The following is a 24,333-nucleotide window of genomic DNA, read 5'->3' on the forward strand; positions in this document are numbered from 1 at the left end:
GCGTAGCTGGCCCGATGGATCTCGCGTCTCTTTTCCACGCATGTCAGGCGGGAGGCCAGAAGGTGAGTTCAGCTCCGTCTGTGAGCTTGGCGCTATTCCCATTCATTGCGATGAGGCGCCGCTTTGTGATTGGCGCAATGTGGACAGGTTGCAAGCTAGGATGGCGATTCAGCGTCAGTCTTCATCAGGTGGGCTTTGCCCGCTCGGACGGCTGGACTCACCGATGCTTACGAATCACCGTCGGCGGATCCAGAGGCCGCAGTGTTGACCGCATCGATGTCTAGGCCTGCTTCCGATGGTGGGTTCACCTCAGACTGTAGAGGCGGCGCAGCCGTGATCTGCATCAAGTGATTCCGAACTTGATCCACATCCAGGAAACGACCCTTGGCGAACTCCATGAAGTGGCTAACGATATCTTTCAATAAAGACTCGGCATCGGAGAACGGGGTACAGAGGAAGCTTATGGCAACAGCGAGTCGATACTCCACCGGCTCAACGCCGCCGGCCTTGAGGAACATCTCGATCCCGTGATTAAAAACATGCGATGTGTACGATATTGGGGGGCTGTAGCGCTGGCGGATGGGTTCGTTTGTGCCCTTCCAAACAAATCGACCACCTATGTGAGTCAGGATCAGCTCCAGCAGAAATCCTGGCTGTTCGTTGGCCAAAAAGATCACGCGGCCATGATTCTGGATGATCTTGAACAGGATGAATCCAGCAAGATTGTCAGGCGTCCGCGCAAGGTGCCGAAGCTCCGAGTAGGTGATCGGCAGCGGCAACGCACCGACCGCGAATAATAAAAACGCGTGGCGTTTGTGATCAAAGGCAAACGGCGCGCTTGCCATCGCACGCGCGATGACTCCATAAGCATCCACGACAGGTCTCCCTTTGGACTCATGGAGCCCCGCAAAGACAGCGTCCATGCACAGCCAAGGAATCTTGCGCTCTGACGACAGTTGCATCGCTTCATATACTGTTTGATCGACACCTCCCCTGATTGAAAAAACCTCCAGGGCTGCGTCGGAGGGCCCTGGATGAATCACGCTAGCATTCGCCAAAACCAGATTGAGTGCCGCGAGGATGTGACCATCCCGAGCGTGAATGTCCGAGGCGGTTGTGCGGTAGAACTTCCCGGCACCATCAACGCCCATCGTCATGTAATTGCTGTCGCTTATCTGCTCGATCCAGTCTTGCAGGGCCTCCCAGGTGACCGATGGGAGGATAAAAGACACCCCGATATCCAGCATTTTCTGAACCAGATCCGTCACAGCGAGATAACTGATGCTGTAGGCGTCCAGTATCACTTCACCGGGCGCTTCTTCTCCCCTTGCATGGAGTAGAGACTTGGGAATTCCGGCGTCTGCCCAGCAATTGAAAGCTGCCTTTAACGGGTTGTCTGGAGAAAGGCCATGTCCGCGCATGAACAGAGGGATATCGTCAATTGTCCGAAGGCGAGACCTACCCTCATGACCTTTACTCAGCTTTTGTTCAAGAAATGGCACAAGTTCCGTAAGGTCTGAAGGCATCCTCATGATCACGAAGCTGTCGCTGCCATCGTTGTGCTTGTGCCTGATCTGTGTAGCCATGCGAAGGCATGCTAAGTAGGGAGGTAAATGCTCTTCCACAACGTAGGTGATCATCCCAAGATCAAACGCATCGCCATCAGCAGACCCCAACAGACGTTGGCCGAGTTGGCTAGAGGCCTTCAGCGTGCACTCACTGACATCTAGGTAGTCCTCGACGATCAACCTAGTCTGTCTGACGCCGTCTTGAGTGAACTGAACCGCTCCCAAACATTGCGGCAATGAGGCTGAAAATTCGATTTCAGCTCGACCACTCTTGATAGCCCCCAGGTAAAAGTCAACGAAGTCAATCGATTTCCCAAGGGGATCTTGGATGAACCAATCTACCCACCGTGTCTCTGCGCGCCTGAAATCCCCTATGAGCGTAACGAAAAATAGAATTGCCGCTGATTCTCTGGAGTGATTCTGGAGCAAGGTGTCCGGGATCCGGGCATGAAAAAGACGCTGCTCCTCAGGACTCGAATTTCGATGACGCAGATAGCAACCCCGATACCAGCAGTAAGCAAGATCGGGCGCTAGCGTGATCATCTGTTCGCTCATAGCTAGCGCGCTGACTGTGTCTCCCAGACGCTCATCTCGGAAGGAACAGAAATTGAGTACCGAAATAGACAATTCCGAGTCTGCAACGCGGCGAAGCACTTCATCAAAAGTGACGAGCTGCTGAGCTTCAACCAGACATTTGAGGTGGGTGACTACAAAATTCGATACCCATAGCGCCTCGCAGCCGATGACCGCTGAGGTCAACAGGAGTGCTTTGTCAGGCAGCTTGGCCTCAAAGAGTTTTTCAGCGAGCTCAAAAATGCGCGCCGGAGAGATTTCATCTATCAGATATCCCCACACATTGGAGAAGTCGTGTACCTGGGCGGCCAACTCGCTCCGCCGCGCTCGGTCTTCGGTTTGCATCGCCGCTCGAAATGCGCTCGCATACAGGCGGATGAACTCAATCTCCATCTGCGACAAGTCGCTGATGACCGGGTTGCCTGACAGCCAGCTAGTGATCGCTTGCGGATCGGCGAGGTGAATGAACGGCATCACCTGTTCGATGGCGGGGTTGTTGGAGGCGAGAAACTTCGCACACCAAGCCTGTCGCGTGACGGGGTTCTCGCGAGCGCTATAAAGCTCTGCCTGCCATTGAAGCAGCGCGGACTCATCACCGGCCAATGCCCTTAGTTGAGCAGCAGTGCTCACATGAGCTGGGCCGAGAAAAACTTTGTATTTTTGAAGCGTATCGAGCAAAGACTGGGGCGGCGCACCTTGGTAGCTGTCCAAGATGGGACATGCCATGTTGTAAAGGCGCTGATCTGTACCTTTGGACTGCTCCAAAAGGCCGACGACATCGGAAGCTAAATTGTCGAGCTTCTGCTTAACCGATGGAGTGCATAGCCAAAGATGCCGCTCTTTCAATTCAGGATTAAGCTCAAGTGCCGTAACCGTAGTCCTCAGTACCTTGGCGTTGTAACCTGGGTAAAGCTCAACGAGTTGATCAGCAACTCGAACGGCTAGGCCCGTGAGATCCAAACGAATCGCGCCCTCCACGATGCCAGTAAGCTCCTCCTCAGAGACAACGAACGACTCGCTGGCATCATGAAGCTGCTCGGCATCTGCAAAGAACGTTAAGAAAGCCTCCTTGGCATAAATGCCTGGCTCAGTCTCTGCGCTGTAGTACTTGCACGCCTCAGGCGCCCGGTTGGTCTTAGCCGCAAGTCTCAGAATTGCCGCGAGGCACACGTCCTTGACAACCGGATCCTTGGTCTTGGATACGATCCGAAACAACGTCCCCCACGCGGCATCCTGGTCTTGCGGTTCTATCAATTCACCGTAGATAGCAACACCATCCAGTAACGCCTGTGACGCTGGATCTTGGTGAGGGATGGATTTCAAAAGGTTCAGCAAGTTTTTTGCTGTCTCTCGATCTTGCCTTCGCAAGCTCTCGAACACCATTTCCAAGGGGCGAAGCAGCGTTTCAGGCGCGAGTGTCGTGATGGTTACGAAGTACTTATCCCGGACGTTGTCGCCAGTTCCGCTGTGGTGTTGCTCGATCGCAGTCAACCCGCACTACCTCACATCAATCATTTGGTGATCTTGTGGCCGGCGACGTTATCTCCGCTACCACTGTGAGTCTGGGTAACAGTATTGATCTGTGAAGGCGCGAACAAGGCAGCCTCAGCGTTGATGTCGCGTATGAGGGCGGGAATCGCCGGTGACTCGTCCATGCGTTGGGTCATCGCCAACTCGCTCATCTGATTGTTAATCCCGAGCTTGGACAGCTCGGCGGCAAGCGCATCGGCAAGGACATCATCCTTGATCCACTGAGCGAGCCGCTCTTTGAGCGTTTGGGCGGTGAGGGTCAAGCCGTGTTTGAAGACGTCGTAGGCAGAGCTTGCGATGATACCAGTGGTGATAAAGTCCATTCAGCGGTTATTCCTTAACTTCAGCAGTAGATCGTGCCAGGCGAGCGTTGTTAGCGTAGAGGATCCGCTAGTCGATACGTCTCCACAGCAACCTGGATACGCCGCAATTCTAAACCCGTTGTACCTGTAAAACACTAGCCGCTGAAAGCGCACCCAGATCGCAAACCTGGCATGCAGGGGTAATGAGTTCCACATATGCCGCCAAGGCACCACCGCTCTCAGATCTGCCACTGCGAGGATACTCAAAATCCTGAGTAAGATGAGGCGTCGTCTTGATGGAGGCATCATCCGGCGTCATCCATGCCCCTGCGGTTGTGAGGTCGATCAGGAGGTGACTTGCTAATGATCGTTGACAGCTTGCGCCCGCGCGAAGGGAGACCATCGAGCCATGCAACATCTGACACATGGCACTAGCCCAACGAACTGGTTATGCGTACAGTAGTAAGAAGATCCGATTTCGAGCAGCGCTGAGAGGTCGAGCAATGGTTCCAGCGCTGCCTCAATGAAGATAGGGGCGACCCCGTTATGGGAGCCAGATTTCAAGACTGATGCGCAGCCTCAGATCATCAGAAAGTGCCTGACAAGGTAACGCGGCGTGAGCTTCATTCCGTCATCGGAGCAGTACTTGTAAGGGAAACGAGCGCGGAGCGATACATGAGCCATAAACGAGGAAACTTGACGCTAGCGATGCCTCGGTGCAGGTACTGCGGTTCATTCTGGGTACCTCCAGAAGGTGTCAGCGCACGTGAAGCCTTCTGCCCGCAGTGCGCCCAGAGCCGACGGGAGCTGGCGGGCGCTCATTTCGGATGGCGACCGGTTACTGCAGCTGATAGCGAGGACGGTTACATGCTGCCCGAGCGCAAGCATGAAAACAGGCGATAACAGGCTTTTCTGCGCATCCTCTGCAGCAAGCAGCTCAGCATCAGCTCGCCGCGAGGATATTCAGGCAGCGCTAGCCGAGAAAGAAAGCCTCCAATCCAGTGATCGCTTGCTTGGCCGTTACGGCGCCGGCGGATCCGCCCAGTGTCATGTTTCGCCCAGCGCCAACAGGTTCGCTCCAGGCCTTCCAAGTATGATTGCGGGGAGAGGTTCGCACCCACTCGACAAAAACCTTGCGCTTCTCCGCCGTTCGCTCCCACAGCACGCGCCCAGGCGTCATTTCGGCAACCGTCCACACTGGGCTGATAGGCAAACGACCCACGGCGTCCAGAGCCTCTTCCGACGTTTGAAACCGGGCAGCTGAGTCATCGTTAAGCATTTTGCGGATCATCTTGCGCCACGGCTTGGGCACATGAGCTAGCCATTTGAGGCGATCCGAGAAAGATCCATCCTTGATGATGTGTTTAGGTTGACCGATCTGCTCGTCGTACCAAGCTTTGCCATGGAGCAAGCGGTATAGGGTCATACCCATCGCCCAGATATCAGTCTTCACGCTGGTACCCGATCCATGCCAAACCTCGTATGCCACGTGATCCAGATAACCCGCCTGGTCGGCATAACCTAGCAGCAAATCGTCTGTTACCAAGCCAAAGTCACCTAACAGCGCGACTCCGTCACCATCGAGCAGAATATTGCCAGGCTTGATATCCCGGTGGAGCATGTTACGGGCGTGAAGAGCCGCTAACCCCATCAGCACTTCAGTGGCAACCTTACGAACGGCCGGTAAGCTCATGGGGCCGGACTCATAGGCGCTTTGCAGTGAACCCCCAGCACAGTAAGCCATGGCAAAACGAATTGAGTCGCCCACCTCGTGGAAGTGATAAACCTCTACGACATTGCGATGTTTCGCCCGCGAGAGGTATTGGGCTTCGCTAAGAAAACCATCCTTGTGTTTCAACCACTGCGCATCTGTGTGGTGTGGCTGCCGAGAGAGAATTTTTACAGCCACTTGGCCGTGGACGTCATCCTGAGCCTGGAAGACCTCGCCAAAATGTCCGTTACCCAATTTATTGCCAATCACCAGTCCCGGCAGTACTGCTATCACTTGCGCTTCCTCGCGGCGACGATGAGCATAGCGGCCTCTCGACTACCCTTTCGAAGCTTCCCGCCATCGACGTGCTCATCCCAAAAATCGTCATCTTTCAAATACTCATCAACCTTTCTATCGCCAAAAGTGCGGCTGATGTTGGCTTTCTTCATGACTTTTGTTTCGCACACTGAGGCGCAAGCAGCAATGACGACGCCCCGCAGCTCCGCGCTTTCCAATAGCCCCAGCTTGGCCGCGCTCTGAGGCAAAGCACTGGCCTTGATCAAGGCCTTGTCGATTTTGCGCTCACGCAGGTAATCACTGCATCGCTGAAACATCGTTGCATAGGCAGCACACCGGTCACCGTTAGCCAGGTTCCAAGTCTTATCCATAATGATTGTTATCGGATCATCAGCGTCGTCCGGGATCTCAGCCTCTAGGACAACCACATCTTCACCAGCCACGACAAATCCCATGTAGTGCAAAGCCATCTATCACATCCTGTATGAACTGCGCGTCCGTGAACGTTAGCTGAGTAGAACGACTACTGTCGAGGGCCTGAGATCCTCGGCCCATGCTCGATTCGGCGTGCTCTAAGGCGCGCCCAACAGGGCCCGCCGATCGCACCGTGTTCGAGGCCGCAGCCAAAGAATGTTCAGTTAGCTATGTATTGGCCGGAACTGCTCCAGTTCGTTGGTATGACCCTCGTACGGAAGGCTGGAGACACCCACCACCGGGGTTGGCCCCGAGAAATCAAACGGTTGCGCCACCCGATTGCTTAGATCGCAATTGATCGTAAAAAGGAAGCGTGGTCAGAGCTACCCAGAAAAGCGCAGGCGAATATGCCTTGTAAAACTGACCCGACCTCACCTCCCTGCCTCTTGCTGGCGGTTTGCGACGGCTGGCTGGCCTGTAGTCATGCCCGAGTTCGATAGCAAGCTAAGCTGGAGTGCAGCAGATTCATCAGGCGCGAAAGCTTGCGCTAATGAACGGCCAGAGCGGCTTTAGCAGGTCATGGATGTGGCCTGCCCCATACCCCAGCCCACCGGGGAGTCGAACGGTGTGTATCTGCAAACAAACGAGTCGCTCACGCGTTGATCACCCACTGCAGCCGACCATCATGCTGAAAAGGTGGACTGAATTTTGACGCTATCGAGTTGCTGTCACAACGTGACGCCCTCAAGCCATCGAGGGCGATGACATGAATTTCATTGGAGTGGTGACTACTCATGGCACTTACTGGAAATACACCACCGCTCGAACCAATACTGCTGATTCAGCTCGCCGATTTACATAGGGACGGCGGCAGTTTCATCTCAACAGAAACGCTTCTTCAGTCGTTATGGACGGATCACGATCAGTACCAGAGAAATCCAGCAATTCCGCGCCCGTCACTCGTCTTGGTTTGTGGAGACATCGTATACGGCGTATCAGGCAAGGAGTCAGACCCGGACGCGTCGTTGAAGCGCCAATACCAAGAAGCCTCGGAAACGCTCATCGCCATCGCCGATTACCTGTTCGATGGGGATCGCACCAAGCTCGTAATCGTGCCGGGTAATCATGACATCAATATGGCCTACGTCCGACAGGCATTGACGGAGGTACCCTGGCCTAAAAACCGTCAGAAACGTGAGATGCTGGCCAGCCAGCTGATGGCACGCAATTCCCTCTTCCGCCTTGATGTGAAAACCCTGACCCTATACCGAATCGCCGATCCTGGGCTGTATGAAAGGCGTCTTGAGCATTTCGCAAATTTTTTCAACGATTTTTATCAGGGAGCACACACCTTTAACCTCAACCCTGCAGACCAGTTCAACGTGCATGACTTTCCAGAGCTTGGAATATGCTTGATAGGATTTTCAAGCTGCTACGGAAACGATATCTACAACCGCGCAGGCGCGATTCATCCGGACGCACTGTCGAAAGCTTCGGGAGCGGTAAGGGATCTCGCGAAGCAGGGTCGATTGATCGGTGCGGTTTGGCATCACAACACTCACGGAGGCCCCGCACTGAATGATTACATGGATCAAGATGTGCTGCAGTCCATCATGGCTGCGCAATGCTCACTTGGGTTCCATGGCCACCAACACAGGCCCGAGTACCTCCAGCAAAAATATTCAGGTGGCGCTCCCACGACATTGTCTGTGATCAGTGCCGGCACCTTGTGTGGAGGTGCGTCATCACTCCCGATGGGTCGCATGAGGGGCTACAACCTTGTAGTTCTTGATCTGGCGACAAAAAAGGGCACCGTCCACGTTCGCCACATGACTAACGAGCGACTGGAAGCGCCTACGTGGGGTGAATGCTTCATTCCTGAGTTCCAGGGCAGCTCCAAGCAATTCGATTTCACAATGCCTGGCACTCCTGACGCTAACGAGTACGTCCTGGCCCAGAAAATCGACACCCTTCGGCACGAAGGCCGCACTCAAGCCGCGTGGGACATTCTTCAAAATCACCTCCGCACCCCATTGCTGCGCAGACTGGCTACCGAAGTGCTGCAGGATCTGGAGGATTGGCCGCTGATCATCCAGCATCTGGCGCCACCAAGCACGTCGGCCGAATTCATCCTGCTGTGCGAAGCCTATAAGGAAACGGAGAAATGGCTAGAACTGCGAGGACTGATCGAGTCCAGCTACGCTAAATCCAGTGTAGACGTCGGTGTCAGGCAGAAGATTCAAGATTGTGAGTCGACCTTGAGGAGAAAAAACTCGTGAAGACATCCAGCATTGCTTTTCAGGTCGAGACCAACCGCGTTCTGGAGATCATTTCGGATCAGATCTATGACTCTCCTTACGCGATGGTCAGGGAAAACATTCAAAATAGCTACGACGCGATTTTAATGCGCGGAAAACTAGAAGGCAAACCGCTTTCAGATTATAAGATTGAAGTTATTCAAGACGGTCGAATCATCCGGATCATCGACGACGGAATTGGTATGTCCGAAGCCGTATTGAAGGAAAACTTTTGGAAGGCTGGCTCATCCGGAAAGAATAGCGATGCAGCCCGAGCTGCGGGTGTTATCGGGACATTTGGTATTGGGGCGATGGCAAACTTTGGTGTTTGCTCCAAGCTGAGCGTGATCACGCGTGGCGCTGATGAGCCTCATGGGTTCAGAACAGTAGCCAACAAGAGCGAGCTCAGGATAGGTGAGGACTGCATCACATTTGATATTTTAGATGAGGATATTCCTGTTGGAACAAATCTGACAGCAGACATTGAGGACGGCATAGAAATCAATACCACGGAGCTTAAAAAGTACGTGTTACAGTTCGTACAATTCCTGCCTGTCCCGGTTTACATAAATAACGAGCTAATCAGTCAACACTCCCTAACCACCATCACAGGAATTGATGCCTGGTCGCTCCTTGGAGAAGACAATATCAACGCTGGCGACTGGAAGTTCAAGATGGAGGTCTTCACCTCTGGAAACCAAGTGGGTGCCATATGTTCAGAGTTTAGCAACCGCGATCACCCAATCCAAGGCAGGCTTTGCTTACGCTCCGGTTATGGCTCACTAATGGGCCTTCGATCTTCATTTGGCTTAGCTCCTTTACCGGTAGCCACCGTCTATCAGCTGGGGGGATTTGCTGATCTTCCGTTCTTGATTCCCACAGCAGGCCGAGAAGCATTGACTCGTGATTCCATTCAACAAGCATCACAGCTATTCCCATCAATCGAACGAGGTATGTCTTATATTATATCGAAACATCCTCAAGCGGACACTCTTTCAGCATTTCAGCAATACATATTAAACTCAAATCAAACCGCACTCGCTGGCAGAGTGAAAATACAGATTCAGGACAGGGAGGATCAAGTTGAGCTAGGAGAACTCAAGTCCGCTTATCCAGATATCCCACTCCAGTGGTATGAGGGAAATGATCCCGAGCTCATCAAGCAGTATGGATCCTCTGACATCCCACTGCTACGAGTCAGTCAGTCGCATCCTAGGCGAGAGGTTCAAACCCGGTACCTGCGCAAGATCCTGCAGATCCCATCGATCCCAGATACGGTTACGATTTTGGCGGAATACGAGCTGAATGAGCTAAGTCGCGATGAAGTCAGCCTGACCATCATGTTGGGAAAAGTTCTACACAATGATTATTTATTAAATGACACTGACATACGCTGGACAAAATTCAGCCATGGCGTGAATATTAAATGCGAAATGGCTGGAGAAACATTAATAATCAAGATTTCCAGAACCTGGCCAGCCGTAGTAGCCATCCTTAAGCACATGGATACCTCATTCCACATGCTAGAGACCTTTACGAAAGATTTAGTTAGATCTCATATTTACCAACATATCCAGCATTACGTGCCCACGTCCCAGCGCATGGGACTCGATGCGCTGAAAAAACTTCATGAAAAAAAACGAGAACTCTATAGGCTAGATCAAGAGGACAACGGTGACCTTGAGCCATTAATTGCTGACTATCTCACCGGAAAGCTTGAGATTGGCAAGGTTCTAAGCGCTGCCATCCAAGCTAGTAGCGCGCAAAACCAACATGTGACGGCACAACAAGCCGGGACTGTCGAGAAAACTCTGGCATCTATCATAAACACCCCTGTTGTCCCACGGTCTAGCAACCATTCACATGCGCCCCAGCCAGGCTCACCGATCCTGCAACTCGACACACACATTCACGAAAGGCTTTTAACAACCGATCAAAGTATACCTCAGCTAAATAACTACAAAATGTTCCTATCTTTATCAGATCGAGTATTCGATAAAGAATTGGAAATCTTCAAATGGCCGCATTCAACGCAGGTGGCGTGGGCTGGCTGGCGCATTGTGTACCTGTTCACAGTGGCCAATTCTGGCATTAGCCTTTACTACGACATAGAGCTTAAAGGAGGTAGAAGTGCAGGAGATGCAGGTGGGCAGGCGTTGACGACTACCACCATTGTTTCTGATAACCGAATCATGATCCCCGTACCTGACGGGCTCATGAACTGCTTCAGGGTCAATGAAAAGCCAGTCGAGTTCTACGTTAGATTCGATGTACTCTCCGAGCCCGTGCAGTACAACGCCTTTAGTGAAACACTAACCAGTTAGGCGATACATGGGTGTCCGGCCTTCGTCCAAGGCCGGACTCCATACCCCGATCGCAACCAGAGGTGAGACCACATGGCTGTCTGCAACTCGTTGGCAGGACAACCTCGGGTCTTCAAATGACCCGTATTTTCAAGCGGCATTGATCCAGTGCGCCGGAATTAGACCGTCTCCTTTGCGTCCCCAGGCCTCGACCTCAACTGTGTGCTCTACCCCACCCCAGATGTCAGGCCCCGCATGCTCCAACACGATGATCTGGACAAAGTGACCAGCCCGCTTCAGCCCTTCCGACAACACTTCAAAGATCCTTCGGGTCGCCATTACGTCCGCCGGTCTTGCCTGACTGATGGCATCGAAGCCTTCATCCAAAGCGTTGAACCCGCCAGAGTTGCTAGGAAAATACACTTGGCTCGGCTGATCGATCACGATGAAGCTGAAAGGAGGCAGGTTTTTGTTAGCGTTCTGAGAGAGGTATTCGTGGATGCCCAGGAAGGTCGCGATGTGGTATCCCATCCAGTTCGCCCCGCTTCCAATCTCCCAGAGAAAGTCCTTCCTCTCCTCTGACTCAAAACGCAGAGTGAGCTCTCGCCTGTCCAAGACGATCCGGGAGCCGGGCGTGCCGTTCAATCCGAACTGGTCTGCATACTCTTCGATCATCGGTGTGAGCTGCTGATCGACCTTGCGCTCCTGCTCTGCCAGGTGGGTTCCCGACATAGCATTGGTGTAGCCCTTGATAAGCTGCTCAAGCTCGCCGAGACGCTTCAGCAGATTTTCATCCGCTGTCGATCCATCCAGTTGTTTGACCAGCCGGCTGATCTCTCCTGCGACGAAGTAGATTTGGCCGATCGCGTCGCGGGTTCGCTGATCATCCTGAATAAGACGATTGCGCTCCCTGAGCAGTTGCGAGAGCTCGCGCTCCTCTTTGGCTCGCTTACGCTTAAGGAGGGCTAACTGCTGGTCAACCACCGGGTTGTCTTTCAGCGCATCAGATATGCGGGTGACCTTGTTAACCTTAGTCTCAAGGTTTGAAATCACCATGGGCAGCGCGTTGGTAAATGACCCGCAGGCGATACAGTGTCCACCGTCCGTCACGCTTTGCTTCAACCAATCGAGCCCAATCACGTGAGACTTTTCGGTATCGATGGCTTTTACAAACCGCTGGCTGGTGCGCGCAAGATGCGAGAAGCCGTTTATCTGCGTGTCTAGTTCATCGACCACGCCTTGCTGCTTGGCCACCGCCTCAATTGCCTCCTGCAACTTCTTGGAGATATGAAGGCGCTGCGGCTCTAAAAGGGTTTGCTCAAGCCGTCCCTCATGGGTCGCAGCCAGAATGCGCTTCAGTTGCACGACCTTCTCAGCGTTCATGGACGAGTTGGCCGCAGAAAGCAACCCAAGCTGGACACATCGATCAAACACCTGATCAACGTCAGCGTGGTGACTAGCCTTGGCAGCAGCGTGCACGTCCATCTGCTTGCGCACCTTGTCTTGCTCTCGCTGCGCTTCGTCACGCCGGCGTGAATTTATCACGTAGTTCGCATCGACCATTCCCAACGCATACGGCATCGCCCGGGTAAGCCTTTCTTTGTGTGCAAAGGAATCGGTCTTGAAGAACAGGGTGTTGGGGTTGGCGACAATGTGCTGGGGTAGGAAATTGAATGCCGCCATGTCTCGGTATGAACTTCGACTATCGAATTTGGACGGCACCTCAGCATCCGAATGCGGCAGATCACTTATCCGAACCATGGCATCGAATGCAGCCTGGTACTGGCTATGGGTGTGCGTCCTTGCCACGCTGGCGGGGATAGTATCGTCCTGCGCTACGACCATGTAGAAGTCACTAGAACCCTGGGATGCACCTGGCGTACGTCGCGCAACGATATGGGGAGTGTCGAGAATCCGGATTTTCAAACCGAACCACTCAACGGTATCGCGGATTATTCCGATCGGAATCTGGCATTTCTTCGCGCCTAATACATAGTCGATTATGTGGACAATTGAAGACTTTCCAGTGCCACTCAGGCCGTGAATGATGTTGATTTTCCCTTCAACGAAAGGGATGACCCTTGGCTCCAAGCCGTCGGAGAGAGGCCAGAGAATAACTGCGTCAATCGTGAATTTCATTGGGAATCCCAAACATAAACTTGTACAGATTTTCCGTAGACTCGGCAGCGAACCACTTCGCCAACCTTTCTACCGTCTGCAACATTGCAGTCGGAACCGTGTTCCGAATGCCGTTTGGCCAACGAGTAGTGAGCACTTGAAAGCGGACGGTGTCGGCGCTGTCACCAAGCCTTCCAATCAAGCGCGTGGACACAGCGAGATTGAGGCCTTGGAGCGTGGTGCCAATGTGCGCCTGGACACGAGGCTGAAGATCAATTCTCAGCAGAGGCGTTTCTCTCATCACAGTTCCGATGGCCGATCGGGAGTTGCGCTTGGCTAGGGCGTCACGGGATTTATCGTTCCACGTCAGGGGTAGAACCAGCATCAGTTTTGGCAGGTCAGGTACTCCACCCGATGCCGCGTTCTGATATTGGCCAACAAAGTGGGCTAGAAGAAAGCAGGCTAGCGACGAGTTATGGATCAATTGACGATCGAGGAAAGGCTCACTCATGCATCACCATCTGCTTCGTCACGGTGCCAGTGGATAGGCGATCGAGTTTCGACGCCATTCGCCATCCGATGATAGGTTCCGCAATAAAGGTATTGCGCTGAGGACTTGACTCGGCCTACGGTCATCGGGAAGGTTTCAGGAAAAAGAGTCTTGGCGAGGACGGCGTTATAATCTGAGACCCCAAACTGATCGAGCCTCTTGCTGGAAGCGATCCGATGGGCGCCTCCTATTGATCGCCACCTGTCAAAAAGCACGCTCTCCGCCTTGTCAAAATCATCGAGCAGCACGCGTCCCGAATCCAATAGACGAACTCGCTCAGAATATGCGCCGCAAAAGAAGCTGAACTGCTCCATCATCAGGTCACTCGGGACGCTCAGTTTGTTGAGTTGACCCATGAAGAGCATGTCGTCTGGATCAATCCTCTGCGCCCAATCTGAGAACATGGTCTTTTCAAATGGAAGGGGTTCCCAAGGCCCATTCATGAACCTGTCCACCAAAGAGTGGAGCAGGTTGTAAAAAGGCTGCGTGTCCGTCCAGAACTGTTTCTGATCGACCCAGGCGGCTTGGCACTGCTTGAATAGGAAGCCCACCAAGCTATCGTAGATTGATTCGCTGCACGGCAGAGCGTCCTCCGGAAGATGCAACGCCGCAATGATGCGGTCTTTCATGTTCGCGTTGAGCTGGCCATCTTCCACCCTCATTCTCTGAATCAGGAATGAGAGATCCGAGTCGGGGAAAGCAGCTACCTCTTTTGCAATATCACCCGTTTTGCCTTTCATGCCGTTGGCATGGGCACGCAAAGCCTTCAAGGCTTCTGCTACGTCCTCGTTTGAAGCGGCATCTGACAATTGCATCGCCAGAGTGCCTTTCTTCAGTAATCGGTTGGTAACCAGCAGATACTCAAGATGGTCAAATCGTTGCCGAGACTCTGCCATCCCTCTCAACCAAATCCGCAAGGTGTTCCAGAGGTTCTTACTGCTGTCTTGCAGTGGATTCTTGCGCGGTTGGACAGAAAGCTTAGCTTGCTCTGAAACACGGGTTGTGCCTGAGGACGTATGGCTAATCTCCTCGACATCATCAGCGGTTTCGACACCAAATCGAGTCTGCGCGGCTGGCGCGGTGAAGATTCGGTACAAAGCACGTTCGTACTGATAACCGTAGCCCGCTGCGCTGGCACTTGCTTCTGGATCGCTCATCGTTCCTTCTCGTCCTCCATTTTCCCAGTGGCACAGTGCGTCAGCGCGTGCTCACCAAGGTTCAATCTAAGAGCCCTGATCGCGAACAATATCATTTAGCCACCCACTAGGGATACTGATGGGATCCATTCCAGCAGACTCATCTGGATCAGGGTATCAGGTGACAATCTATGGTGTTCTGGGCTGAGCTACTGAAGCGAGCGTAGCGATGCGATGCGATGCGATGGACACGCTCAGCCAGCAACTTTCGAGCGAAATCACCAATGTTCAAAAGCACGTGCTTGCCGTCGTAACAAGGTGGAAGGCGCTGTTGAGGGGAGCGGTTAGGGAGCAGAGGTTCACCGGAAAACCTTGATTCCCCAGCCTGTACAGAAGAGCGCGCGGAAGTGTCGGTGCAGGTTAGTGGCCACTAGGTACCATACCGGCGATAGCGAGCGAAGCTTAGTTAATCGAGCTGCAGCTGACTTTCCTACAATCGATGGCTATGGATCATCAAGGGTCTTTCTTGCGTGGGTTGCTTCTGGACGACCCCATCCAGCAACATTACCTATTACACGATGCGGCGGTATCCGATCAGCTTTACGACTACATCGTCGATCACTGCCTCCAGATGGTGATTGCGACGCACGATGCTCTTCAGGCCCGTTACTTTATGCGGAAGTTGCAGAACAATGGGATCGAAGCGCGTGTATCGTCACTCGCCCCCCCCTGACGGTGTTACAGCGTCGGAAACTCCTTGGGCGGCGGCGCCCTACTTGGCGGTACTCGACCATCCCGTACTATGCCCTGAGGAAGAATAGCCCGAGTCACTGACGCTTATCCAATCGTTCCGGGCTACCAGCGGGTGCGATTGGAAACCGCGCTCAGTGATAGGGACACTTTGCTCTTTGCACTCCAGCGGCTATATGGCTATGCCCACACCTTAACGCTCAACAGAGCTGCGATGTACCAATCTCGCACGGTGCGCCATAGGGCAAGTTTATGTCGGTAGCGCTCTCCCGCTACCTTGCCGGGATCCTACCGGCGCCTCTCCCGAATACCTGCACGAGCAAAACGGCATCAATCAAAATACGAGGTTGACGCAGCGTCTGGGCGAGGAGAAGAAAATGATCAGTGGACAGTACATAAAGTTTCTTTCTTTCCCTTAGCGACCGCCATTTTTTCAGCAATCCACTTCTCGATCTCGATAGTGAAATCCTGCCTAGAGAAATCCAAGGTGGGCCAGTAGTTTTCGTAAACGTGGTAATTCAACGCAATTGACTTCTTACGCTCATCTTCACCCATCGCGCACCAGACATGGTACATACGAATCTTCCAATCCTGCGATCCTAGTAACCCAAGGGCAAGTTCATCTGGCCATCCATCATTAATCAGATGTCTGACAAAGTTTCCTATTGCCAGTCTCGTATAGACAGGGAATTTTTCGATGATAGTGTCCATGCGCAATAACTCTAGGCCCAGAGCTTGAAAAGCTGAAAGCTGATGGCTTTCTTGCCTATGTGTTCCCGGTCTGAATCCTATAGCTTCTCCATAAGGAGTATCGATTAAAAAAACATAGAATTTAGGTTCAGACATTGCGCAATACCTTTTTTATTGTTGGTCTATTTTTAAGGTAGCGCTGGAGGACTGGTTGCCGCAACACCAAAAGCATAGAAGCAGAAATATTTGTAAAAAACCCAGAAACAGCCTGATATTTCCGTGCGCCGCCTATCTAACTTAAACGGGTTAAGGAGCTATAGATAGTGGCAATTTTCTGCAATACCGGCTCTCAACGTAGTCTGTCATTGAAACGCTCAACGATAACCATTTCATCGCGGCTTTGTTGCCATGGGCTGCTGGGAAAAATAACCGCGGCGGTGCTCGCCCCGTGGAGATATCACCCAGCGCCTAGAGCGCTCACGAATGTAGCGATCATGCACCCGACTCACTTGCTCTGCGTGAGGATCAGCAGACGCGCCCTCGGCCAAGGAAAAGCTTTCGATACCAACTGCTTACGGCTTCGCGACAAGGGTTGGGACATCTAGCACTTGTGTAGCCGTGGATGCCATTTACACATTACCCACGATCCCGGCAATAGAAATGACTAGGCCTCTCAAACGCCTGGATCATTCACAACCTTCTTCCAACGCCAGCTCAAACGGTCATCCTGATCTAACGCCCATAAGCCCGACCAGATCGCCAGCCAGAACTGAGCCGTCACCAGCCATCGGTGACCCATGGTCGACCAATAGCCCTAGCCCCCACGCGTACCCATAGAGCCGCGTATTTGGAGGTCAGACGGTTACCACCATGCAGTGGCGTGAGCGCGCGCTCACTGCAAAACGATGATCTCACGCTGGAGCCGCTGTTAGACCTACGTGCCCTATTCCAGATATCCTGTCTGACCCAACGCGCGGCTAGCGCCCCATAGTGAGTCATAGCCACTAGATGCCCATAAAATTCGTTCTCCTCGACGCATTCGGCACCCTCCTCCAAATCCCGTGTGGTCGGCATCCTTATCGCCAGATTCTCAAGGAAGGCATTCGCCAAGGCCGCCGGCCACATCCTGACGATCTCCATCAAATCCTGACTCGTGAACTCGACTTAGCAGGCGCCGCCAATCTGTTTGGAATCAAAATTTCGACCGAGCGCATGGCGGATATTCAGCGAGATCTGGATGCTGATCTGAGTAGCATCGAAGCGTTCGATGACGGACTATTGGCTGTGAAAAGGCTCCAGGCGGAGGGCATCAAGGTAGGCATCGCGTCCAACCTGGCCGCCCCGTACGCAGAGCCTGTTCGGCGCCTTTACCCGTCAGTAGATGCTCATGGATTCAGCTTCGCACTTGGAGCCATGAAGCCTCACGCCTTCATGTATCGCGCGACTTGTGAGCTCTTGGGAGTAGACATCGAGTACTTCAGTGATAGCAGCGTTGCCATGATTGGCGATTCAGAACAATGCGATCGCGATGGCCCACGTCGCGTGGGCATACGCGGGTTTCTGCTGAACCGGCAAGGGGGAAAAGATTTCAGTAGCCTGAATGACTTCGCTGATGTTGTCTTGAAAAACCAAGCCTGATGTAGATACGTCTCCCCTAGCTGGCTTAGCCCGCGCTGATCATCTCCAGCCCCCTGAACGTCAACGGCAGCGCGGTGTTAAACGCCCATACACACCTACGTTCGATCTCCCCTTCGGCTATCCACTGACACGCGCCTTGGATCGATCAACCGTCACAGCAGTCGTATTAAGCTGCTTGCCCCATCGGGCGATTGAGGGATCAACGAAATGATTGCACTGCTGTTCGTGCTCGTAAGCGCGGGATGGGGACTGCTGCTGGGTTCAATGTTGGTCATCGTGCTGGCATCGGCTGGTCGCCTAATCAACTTATTGTCGCCTGCGTCAGAGCAACAGCGACGACCTCTGGGATACAGGCTCGCCGTTTGTATCAGCCTGGTGTGCTTGCATTTTGGGTACGTAAGTGAAGACGTCATCGGTCGTCATTCACTTGCGTCAATAGGGTTCTACGTGGGCGTGGCGACAGCGCTGGCGTTAAACCCCAGACAGTGGCGTGCCATCTTGAAAAAACTGGGCTAGCGGAGCGCTTAGCGCTAATGCGATACCTCTCGATGATGAGCTGAGAACTCGGACTCTCCAGTAAGCTCACCCATTATCTGTGGCCGTGCCACCGCGGATCGCTGAGCGACAAAATATTCGATCACTGCAGCCAACCACATGGAATAAGTCAGGAGCTCAACCCCCTCCTCTGCCGCTGTTTTAGCAAGCCTTGCATACCCCTCGTCAAGAATTATGTGCCACAAAGCGCCCGTGCCAAAGATTCGAGAGAAGATCAAAATCCCCAAGCATGTCGAGATGGAGCCAAACATCGGCGTGCGCGTGAAAGCCGCTAAAGCATCCAGAGAGTTCTGCGCAATGCCAGGCTTGAACGCTTTCCAAATGCAAAACAATGCAATCGCGCAAAATGGCCAGCACCACGCGCTATGACTGATTGGATCGAAAAGACCATCTAGCTCGCGCATCAGCAAACAGGCGAAGAACCCGCCTGCAAGAACCTTGAAGCCTCGTTCCGACGCCGAGCCAGGAGCAGTCCAGAAGAGCGCAGCACAGACAAAAAGCATGGCCTCTTGGGTGATCTCGGTGAACGAGATTTCGAGAATCTGCGTCTGAAAAACTGCGAGATCCAGCCAGAGCATCCCAAAGGCAATACCCACCAACCCCATTCGCAGCAAAATTCCTGCAGAGGCGTTGAGTAGCTGGCCATGCGTCGTATAGGACATGAGCTTCCTGTGGTGCGTCAGAAAATGAGCTGACCTTTCTATACACTTTTCACATTTTCATCACATTTTTTTCACGAATGTTCGACATTCATTGTTTCGATGATCGAGGCAGCCACGTCTGTGTTAAGCCCTCTTGCTAGAGGGGTCACTAGACGTATGTGGCTGCGGCACAGCTACCATTTGTCCGCAGAGACAGGTAACTCAGCGTTGAGAGCTTGGCGGAGTGCCAGGTTGCCGGCCCACCTCGATGAAGGCGTGTTCGTCCGGATGCCAATTGCTTCAGTTGCCACTGTGGGGGGGCGATAGCGTCGTTCGGGCCTACAAAGGGGAGCGCTGCCGGCAATTAGCTGGGCAGACGCGTATGGGATGCATGTCACAAGTGCAGGGTTAGTCTCCCAACTAAGACAACCTAATCAGGTTGACGGATCATTACGGCACAGTCCCGAAGCTGGCGGTGCGCATTCATCAGGCTGTGGTAGCCTTTGGCCTGAAACGCTTTTTCGTCTGCCCATCCTGGACATTGGGCCGAGCCAGATATTCATTAGCCTAGGAAGCTGTATGTCACTGAAATCCGCAATAGCTGTCGTGCTCAAGGCGATGCGAAAGGCTCGTGGCCTTTCACAGAAAGACTTGGCACAAGTCAGCAGCCGTACTTACGTTAGCAAGCTAGAACGCGGACAGAGCAGCCCTACCCTGGAAATGATTTCGACGCTCAGCGCACCACTGGGGCTGAGCCCCCTGGCATTGGTTGCCGTCACTATCGCGGCAGAGACTGGTCAATCAACCCGTTCTTTGCTCCAGCAAACAGAACTAGAGATGGCTGAGCTAGCCAGAGCAGGAGTACTCAAGGAGCTTCATATTTTAGAGAGCGGGCCGCGAAGCCGCATTACCCCTCGACTAACCAACGGCTTGGGCACAAAGTCTCTTGAACAAATTGAATTCAGCTTCGCCGATTGAACGCCACCAACCTGATCACGCGACTGCTAGATCTACGCCTACCTGCTATTAACTCTGAGCGCGTCACCAAGTGCCCAACGTAAACGGCTGACTTCCAACGTCAGATGATCCCTGCTCTTGCTCGCCTCTGTATGCATCTTAACTAGCGTGCGAATGTTCCGACGAGCATTCGAAAGATCTCTCTGAAGATCACTGATCTCGCAAGCAAGCATATGCGCCTGTTGCTTCCAGCAATCTAGGGCTGACGGCACGCCTAGCTCCTCGAACCCCTCGCAATCAATCAGATCGTTTTCCACCGCAGCCCCCAGGAGTACAAATGTTCTCCATAGAGAATATTCGTAACAGCTGTATGGATCAACAGTACCCAGATGAAGGGTGATACGCTTCGCTTCCCTACGACGTCAGCCTGGTGGCTGGGATCGCTCCACTCCATACATTGCGGGACATTGGGCTAGCTCTCCGCCACCTTTCAACCAAACTGATGTTGCACATCTGCGATAGCAACCTCTGGGTGAAGTCGGCTTCAGGTTAGAGGCCCACCTCACCCGCAAAATGCGCGTCACGGATCACATCCGTCGCATGGCCTTCAACCACCAACCGGCGTCGTAACCCGATATGTAGATGCCAGCGTTTACGATACCGAAGCTCGATAACCTCAGGCTGATGGCTCTCATGATCACCCAGGTCAGCCAGGGAGACCTTCAAGATCTGAAATGCGTCCTGACCGATCGAAGACTCGAACAGGCGCGTTAAGTCATCCAAACCCGGCTCACGCCGGTAACTGGACAAGATCTCGGGGATGACCTTGCGCAGCGATTCGCCATACACTTTGGCGGCGAGCTGCCAAATCACTAGCTCTAAATTGCACTCTGGCACACCAGCACCGCTCCGTCGTTCATTTCAATAATTGTGTAAACCGCTCGTGCATCCCAACGCCAGTTGTCCAGCTACCAATTCGAGGGCAGGATTGGTCGTCATTGGAACACGGCCTGTATAGGCACTCGAAATGCTTGTCGAGCATGATTTAAACCATAACGATCCCAACGCACTCCGCAGGCACTGCCAATTCTTCGAGCCCCGTGCGAGCGATCTCAAACAGGACGGTCGCCAGGCAGGCGCACTCTCGAATATTGCACAGGCGTTAAAGGCAGATAGCCGACGGCAAAAGAATACCGTGCAGTGATTGCAGACGACTGGCTTCTCTGCCGAGACGTGCAGCAACCTTTACCGAGGCAAATGATCCATGCATCTATGGCCGGATACCGGCAGAAGCACAACGACCAAGGCTAGGATGCATACTGGCGCAGCCTGGCTAGGGCATCCGTTCTGACCACCAGCGCAATGCCAAGCGACACATAGAAGCATCTTTCTGCATCGCTGAGATCGCGCCCATTCCAAGCAACGGAACAACGAAATGCGCAGATTGATTCCTACAGACTTGATCATGCGGGTGCGGCCGGCACCGTAACCACTCAGGTAGACACTTTGCACCGGATCGAACCTGCGGTAGCGAAGAAGGCGGTGGTTGCCGCTGGCTTTGTCTTCGTAGGCCAGAGCGAGGTATTGGCGAACCCTGGTGATAAACACGAGCTGAGAGTGTTCGATCCGGCGATCAAACGGCACACCGACAAATTTGCCTATGTGTTCAAAAAGCCCATCAAATAGCCTGGACAAGCAATGCCCAAATTGTCGATGGCGCCGGCCTAAGCTGTTAAGGTGCGCATGAGACTAAAGCATGGAGGCAGTGTCGAGCGGCGTTATCGGGTTGATTTTCCAAGCCATCAGGGATGATACAAAAAGCCGCCCGTAGGGCGGCTTCAATTGTCAGCTCGACCGGTCAGTGGGCGAGCCAGGACTCAACCTCATCGCTACCGTGCTCGGCTTTCCAAGCCTTCAAGGTCTTGTGATTTCCGCCTTTGGTCTCGACCACTTCGCCGCTGTGGGGATTCTTGTAGACCTTAACAGTGCGAGCACGACGAGTAGCTTTTTCTGGGGCAGCGGGCGCTCCTTTCCGGCTAGCCGCTTGCGGATCAAGGATGTTGATCACATCCTTCAGGCTGCAGCCATATTCGTCCAACAGGTCGCGCAGTTTGGTTTCAAACTCAATTTCTTTCTTCAGGCCGGTGTCGTTTTTCAGCGTTTCCAGCTCTGCGAGCTGTGCTGCGAGCTGTTGTTCGAGTTTGCGGAATTCGGCGAGACGAGACATGTGAAGCTCCTAGTACCTAATGGTTTTATAAATGTTAGTTGATTGCCAATGCCCAGTCATTTTTCTCGACAACTGCCGGCTAGCGATCAGTGAGTTCCAGGTGTCCGTCGCAGCTTAGAAGCGCTTGAAGCTTTTGCCCATCAGCATCCAGAGGAACAATCCACCAATGGGTTGCGGTGTCGTAGTGGTTTCCGCCGACCAGGCGGTATGTCCTGGTGCCTGACGGGTTTTGGTGCTTCGCGAAATAATCAGCTACCGACTTCTCGATGAATGCTGAATCGGCTTCAGGGCAATTCAATTTGTAGCTGTCATCACCGCAACCGCTCACCACCGGGAGGGTTGATGCCACAGCAAGCCATCCGAACAATCTCACGTTGAAAAACCTCTGCACTTTTTCCCTCCATTGATCTGGCGCCTCGTAGAGCGCCTGGGCGACACACCTAGTGCTTCATTACACTGGGCGATCATTACTACTGAGCTCTGGCATGAACCTTACTGACGCGATGATCGTGTTGCTACTCGCGGCTCGGATACACGGGACTGACGAAGGTGTTCGTGCGGTAGCGAAAAATGTTGTGAAGAAGCTGCCTCGTAGCAAGCGTGATGGCGTTTACAAGGTGATCGACAGCAAACAGCCTCTGCGAATGGTTTGGTTGATCGCGGATAACCTTGATGTGTAGCTGGTGGGGTTCCCCAGACAATAGGGTATGGAGTTGGCTATGAGCATGTCGATCGAAGTGATGATTGAAGACTGAGACGGTGATGGTGCCATCCGGATTCCTGACGAGGTTCTCCAAGACCTGGGGGTCGACGTTGGGGACTCCCTATATGTCACCGTAGAGTACGTGGGCAACAAGCCGTGCTTGGTTCTCTCTAAGACACCGACTCTCCCTGACAAAATTGATGAGCTGGTTGAGTCGTGGAACGGCCAAGCTGCTAAGCCCGAATAACCTTTTGAGGGCGCGCCCTTCGGGTCGGCTGTCGTGAACCAAGCCGCCCTACTACGTACGGCGTCTTGGCCCTTCGGGCTTTCATCCTCGCGCCTGCGCGCTCCGCTTGCCCATTAGTGTCGTGTTGCGTCCAACTTGCTCCAGTCCAAGGGGTTCACCAGAAGATCGATAGACAGCTTCAGCTCGTCTTCAATATTTCTGAAGACCGTATCGAGATTGGGGTGAACTTCACTTTCACGAAGAGCAGTTACGAGCCTGAGAAACGCTCTACCAGTAGCAAGCGGCATGTGAATGTCGCAGTAGACCATGTCGTCAGTTTCGGTAGCCATTTTGGTGGCCCTCCATCACAGATCTGAACGTGATGAGTCTAGACCTCTGCTGATGAACCGTGAACTGAACCGTACGCTGGTGCCCAGGAGGAAACTTGAGTTCAATGGCGTGACTCTTCGAGCGAGGCTGTCGTGAACCAAGGCGCCCGCTGGCGTCTTGGCCCTTCGGGGATCCATCCGTCACGCTTTCGGCTGCACCTGCGCGCTCCGCTTGTTCGCACCGGTGTGCGGAATCATACCTTTGATGTCAGATTCGCAGTGTGTGAGCTCCTCAACCCTAGAGATTAAATCGACGGGATCATCTGCCCTAATCGATTTCCAGATAACGGATCTCGTGATCTCCTAGATCAGGGTGGCTCATCATCCGGGCTCCATCTCGAAATGGTGGAATCCGGCCAGCAACACATCCCCACGGGATGCCCCATGACCACAGATTAGACTGAAGGCCGCGCGCTCTTCGGCAGCGCCGCCCCGGCCCGACAAGTGACTGCTGCTGTAGCACTTACGCCGACATCAGCACTCGTACCTTCGCCTCCCCCCAAGCCACGGACAAAAAAGAAAGCCGCAAAGGCGTTCACTCCGCGCCTCCGAGTAACCATGCAAGTGGGCAACCAGTTTGAGGGCAAAACCTACGATCTGATCCACGTAGCCGACACTTTGAGCACCCTCCTCGCTGAGCAGGAAGCGGTTAAGATGGCCCGGAAAAAATACCGGTACGTGGAAGTGGTTTCTGTGAAGTCTATGTAGCGATCAATTCACGTCGAGAAACAATCCCCTCGACATTTCCGATGATCTCA

General features: G+C 53.3%; 22 protein-coding genes. 9 read left to right on the plus strand and 13 right to left on the minus strand.

The window, feature by feature from the left end:
• Nucleotides 1-227: 227 nt before the first annotated feature.
• The 4 genes from gapS6b to NPS29_RS00305 all read right to left on the minus strand — a co-directional run bounded on the left by gapS6b (nt 228) and on the right by NPS29_RS00305 (nt 6,451).
• Nucleotides 228-3,632, minus strand: a complete 3,405-nt coding sequence (gene gapS6b / locus NPS29_RS00290; RefSeq protein WP_274129999.1) for a GapS6b family protein — start codon at nt 3,630-3,632, stop codon at nt 228-230.
• A gap of 20 nt (nt 3,633-3,652) precedes the next feature.
• Complete coding sequence (gene gapS6a, locus NPS29_RS00295) at nt 3,653-3,994, minus strand: GapS6a family protein (RefSeq protein WP_274130000.1); 342 nt, start codon at nt 3,992-3,994, stop codon at nt 3,653-3,655.
• Nucleotides 3,995-4,946: 952 nt separating this feature from the next.
• A complete protein-coding gene (locus tag NPS29_RS00300) occupies nt 4,947-5,978 on the minus strand; it encodes a serine/threonine-protein kinase (RefSeq protein ID WP_274130001.1) in 1,032 nt (343 codons plus the stop codon).
• Entirely contained in the window at nt 5,975-6,451 is a 477-nt protein-coding gene (locus NPS29_RS00305) for a hypothetical protein (protein ID WP_274130002.1), read from the minus strand. Before NPS29_RS00305 ends, NPS29_RS00300 begins: the two co-directional genes overlap by 4 nt.
• A 738-nt stretch (nt 6,452-7,189) precedes the next feature.
• Between NPS29_RS00305 and NPS29_RS00310 the strand changes: the two genes are divergently transcribed.
• Both NPS29_RS00310 and NPS29_RS00315 read left to right on the plus strand, forming a co-directional pair.
• Complete coding sequence (locus NPS29_RS00310; RefSeq protein WP_274130003.1) at nt 7,190-8,674, plus strand: metallophosphoesterase family protein; 1,485 nt, start codon at nt 7,190-7,192, stop codon at nt 8,672-8,674.
• On the plus strand, nt 8,671-11,016 hold the full coding sequence (locus NPS29_RS00315) for an ATP-binding protein (protein ID WP_274130004.1): 2,346 nt from the start codon (nt 8,671-8,673) through the stop codon (nt 11,014-11,016). Before NPS29_RS00310 ends, NPS29_RS00315 begins: the two co-directional genes overlap by 4 nt.
• A 129-nt stretch (nt 11,017-11,145) precedes the next feature.
• On the opposite strand, the gene NPS29_RS00320 is transcribed toward NPS29_RS00315, so the two are convergent.
• From NPS29_RS00320 to NPS29_RS00335, 4 genes are all read right to left on the minus strand, one after another.
• Entirely contained in the window at nt 11,146-13,134 is a 1,989-nt protein-coding gene (locus tag NPS29_RS00320; protein ID WP_274130005.1) for a DUF3732 domain-containing protein, read from the minus strand.
• On the minus strand, nt 13,118-13,624 hold the full coding sequence (locus tag NPS29_RS00325) for a three component ABC system middle component (protein ID WP_274130006.1): 507 nt from the start codon (nt 13,622-13,624) through the stop codon (nt 13,118-13,120). The genes NPS29_RS00320 and NPS29_RS00325 overlap by 17 nt, the downstream gene beginning before the upstream one ends.
• Nucleotides 13,621-14,820, minus strand: coding sequence for an ABC-three component system protein (locus tag NPS29_RS00330; protein WP_274130007.1), 1,200 nt, complete (start codon nt 14,818-14,820; stop codon nt 13,621-13,623). Before NPS29_RS00330 ends, NPS29_RS00325 begins: the two co-directional genes overlap by 4 nt.
• A 1,110-nt stretch (nt 14,821-15,930) precedes the next feature.
• On the minus strand, nt 15,931-16,395 hold the full coding sequence (locus tag NPS29_RS00335) for a hypothetical protein (RefSeq protein WP_274130008.1): 465 nt from the start codon (nt 16,393-16,395) through the stop codon (nt 15,931-15,933).
• A gap of 852 nt (nt 16,396-17,247) precedes the next feature.
• Here NPS29_RS00335 and NPS29_RS00340 point away from each other — a divergent pair.
• Both NPS29_RS00340 and NPS29_RS00345 read left to right on the plus strand, forming a co-directional pair.
• Complete coding sequence (locus tag NPS29_RS00340) at nt 17,248-17,877, plus strand: HAD family hydrolase (RefSeq protein ID WP_274130009.1); 630 nt, start codon at nt 17,248-17,250, stop codon at nt 17,875-17,877.
• 207 nt (nt 17,878-18,084) lie between these two features.
• On the plus strand, nt 18,085-18,393 hold the full coding sequence (locus NPS29_RS00345; RefSeq protein ID WP_274130010.1) for a hypothetical protein: 309 nt from the start codon (nt 18,085-18,087) through the stop codon (nt 18,391-18,393).
• A gap of 14 nt (nt 18,394-18,407) precedes the next feature.
• On the opposite strand, the gene NPS29_RS00350 is transcribed toward NPS29_RS00345, so the two are convergent.
• Complete coding sequence (locus NPS29_RS00350; RefSeq protein WP_274130011.1) at nt 18,408-19,094, minus strand: hypothetical protein; 687 nt, start codon at nt 19,092-19,094, stop codon at nt 18,408-18,410.
• 558 nt (nt 19,095-19,652) lie between these two features.
• On the opposite strand from NPS29_RS00350, the gene NPS29_RS00355 reads away from it, so the two are divergent.
• Entirely contained in the window at nt 19,653-20,051 is a 399-nt protein-coding gene (locus NPS29_RS00355) for a helix-turn-helix domain-containing protein (protein WP_274130012.1), read from the plus strand.
• A 528-nt stretch (nt 20,052-20,579) separates the two neighbouring features.
• Here the strand turns inward: NPS29_RS00355 and NPS29_RS00360 are convergent.
• Nucleotides 20,580-20,927 (minus strand): hypothetical protein, encoded by a 348-nt coding sequence (locus NPS29_RS00360; protein ID WP_274130013.1) that lies wholly within the window; start codon nt 20,925-20,927, stop codon nt 20,580-20,582.
• 609 nt (nt 20,928-21,536) lie between these two features.
• On the opposite strand from NPS29_RS00360, the gene NPS29_RS00365 reads away from it, so the two are divergent.
• The gene (locus NPS29_RS00365) at nt 21,537-21,716 is read left to right on the plus strand and encodes a hypothetical protein (RefSeq protein WP_274130015.1); all 180 of its coding nucleotides are present in this window, start codon (nt 21,537-21,539) and stop codon (nt 21,714-21,716) included.
• A 172-nt stretch (nt 21,717-21,888) separates the two neighbouring features.
• Here NPS29_RS00365 and NPS29_RS00370 read toward each other — a convergent pair whose 3' ends face one another.
• Nucleotides 21,889-22,257 (minus strand): histone-like nucleoid-structuring protein, MvaT/MvaU family, encoded by a 369-nt coding sequence (locus tag NPS29_RS00370; RefSeq protein ID WP_274130017.1) that lies wholly within the window; start codon nt 22,255-22,257, stop codon nt 21,889-21,891.
• A 79-nt stretch (nt 22,258-22,336) separates the two neighbouring features.
• A complete protein-coding gene (locus NPS29_RS00375; protein ID WP_274130019.1) occupies nt 22,337-22,648 on the minus strand; it encodes a hypothetical protein in 312 nt (103 codons plus the stop codon).
• Nucleotides 22,649-22,742: 94 nt separating this feature from the next.
• Between NPS29_RS00375 and NPS29_RS00380 the strand changes: the two genes are divergently transcribed.
• Both NPS29_RS00380 and NPS29_RS00385 read left to right on the plus strand, forming a co-directional pair.
• Nucleotides 22,743-22,937 (plus strand): hypothetical protein, encoded by a 195-nt coding sequence (locus NPS29_RS00380; protein WP_274130021.1) that lies wholly within the window; start codon nt 22,743-22,745, stop codon nt 22,935-22,937.
• A gap of 90 nt (nt 22,938-23,027) precedes the next feature.
• Complete coding sequence (locus tag NPS29_RS00385) at nt 23,028-23,207, plus strand: AbrB/MazE/SpoVT family DNA-binding domain-containing protein (protein ID WP_274130276.1); 180 nt, start codon at nt 23,028-23,030, stop codon at nt 23,205-23,207.
• A gap of 113 nt (nt 23,208-23,320) precedes the next feature.
• On the opposite strand, the gene NPS29_RS00390 is transcribed toward NPS29_RS00385, so the two are convergent.
• Nucleotides 23,321-23,536, minus strand: coding sequence for a hypothetical protein (locus tag NPS29_RS00390; protein ID WP_274130023.1), 216 nt, complete (start codon nt 23,534-23,536; stop codon nt 23,321-23,323).
• A gap of 483 nt (nt 23,537-24,019) precedes the next feature.
• Between NPS29_RS00390 and NPS29_RS00395 the strand changes: the two genes are divergently transcribed.
• Entirely contained in the window at nt 24,020-24,283 is a 264-nt protein-coding gene (locus tag NPS29_RS00395; RefSeq protein ID WP_274130025.1) for a hypothetical protein, read from the plus strand.
• Nucleotides 24,284-24,333 lie beyond the last annotated feature (50 nt).

The sequence above is a fragment of the Pseudomonas putida genome, assembly GCF_028682175.1.
GTDB lineage: Bacteria > Pseudomonadota > Gammaproteobacteria > Pseudomonadales > Pseudomonadaceae > Aquipseudomonas > Aquipseudomonas putida_AD.

What these genes read in the sequence shown, in the direction of transcription:
- NPS29_RS00350 (WP_274130011.1), bottom strand. Translation starts at nt 19,094, where the DNA reads ATGTCCTATACGACGCATGGCCAGCTACTCAACGCCTCTGCAGGAATT.
- NPS29_RS00345 (WP_274130010.1), top strand. Translation starts at nt 18,085, where the DNA reads ATGATTGCACTGCTGTTCGTGCTCGTAAGCGCGGGATGGGGACTGCTG.
- NPS29_RS00370 (WP_274130017.1), bottom strand. Translation starts at nt 22,257, where the DNA reads ATGTCTCGTCTCGCCGAATTCCGCAAACTCGAACAACAGCTCGCAGCA.
- gapS6a (WP_274130000.1), bottom strand. Translation starts at nt 3,994, where the DNA reads ATGGACTTTATCACCACTGGTATCATCGCAAGCTCTGCCTACGACGTC.
- NPS29_RS00330 (WP_274130007.1), bottom strand. Translation starts at nt 14,820, where the DNA reads ATGAGCGATCCAGAAGCAAGTGCCAGCGCAGCGGGCTACGGTTATCAG.
- NPS29_RS00325 (WP_274130006.1), bottom strand. Translation starts at nt 13,624, where the DNA reads ATGAGTGAGCCTTTCCTCGATCGTCAATTGATCCATAACTCGTCGCTA.
- NPS29_RS00355 (WP_274130012.1), top strand. Translation starts at nt 19,653, where the DNA reads ATGTCACTGAAATCCGCAATAGCTGTCGTGCTCAAGGCGATGCGAAAG.
- NPS29_RS00335 (WP_274130008.1), bottom strand. Translation starts at nt 16,395, where the DNA reads ATGTCTGAACCTAAATTCTATGTTTTTTTAATCGATACTCCTTATGGA.
- NPS29_RS00310 (WP_274130003.1), top strand. Translation starts at nt 7,190, where the DNA reads ATGGCACTTACTGGAAATACACCACCGCTCGAACCAATACTGCTGATT.
- NPS29_RS00380 (WP_274130021.1), top strand. Translation starts at nt 22,743, where the DNA reads ATGAACCTTACTGACGCGATGATCGTGTTGCTACTCGCGGCTCGGATA.
- NPS29_RS00320 (WP_274130005.1), bottom strand. Translation starts at nt 13,134, where the DNA reads ATGAAATTCACGATTGACGCAGTTATTCTCTGGCCTCTCTCCGACGGC.
- NPS29_RS00305 (WP_274130002.1), bottom strand. Translation starts at nt 6,451, where the DNA reads ATGGCTTTGCACTACATGGGATTTGTCGTGGCTGGTGAAGATGTGGTT.
- NPS29_RS00340 (WP_274130009.1), top strand. Translation starts at nt 17,248, where the DNA reads ATGCCCATAAAATTCGTTCTCCTCGACGCATTCGGCACCCTCCTCCAA.
- NPS29_RS00390 (WP_274130023.1), bottom strand. Translation starts at nt 23,536, where the DNA reads ATGGCTACCGAAACTGACGACATGGTCTACTGCGACATTCACATGCCG.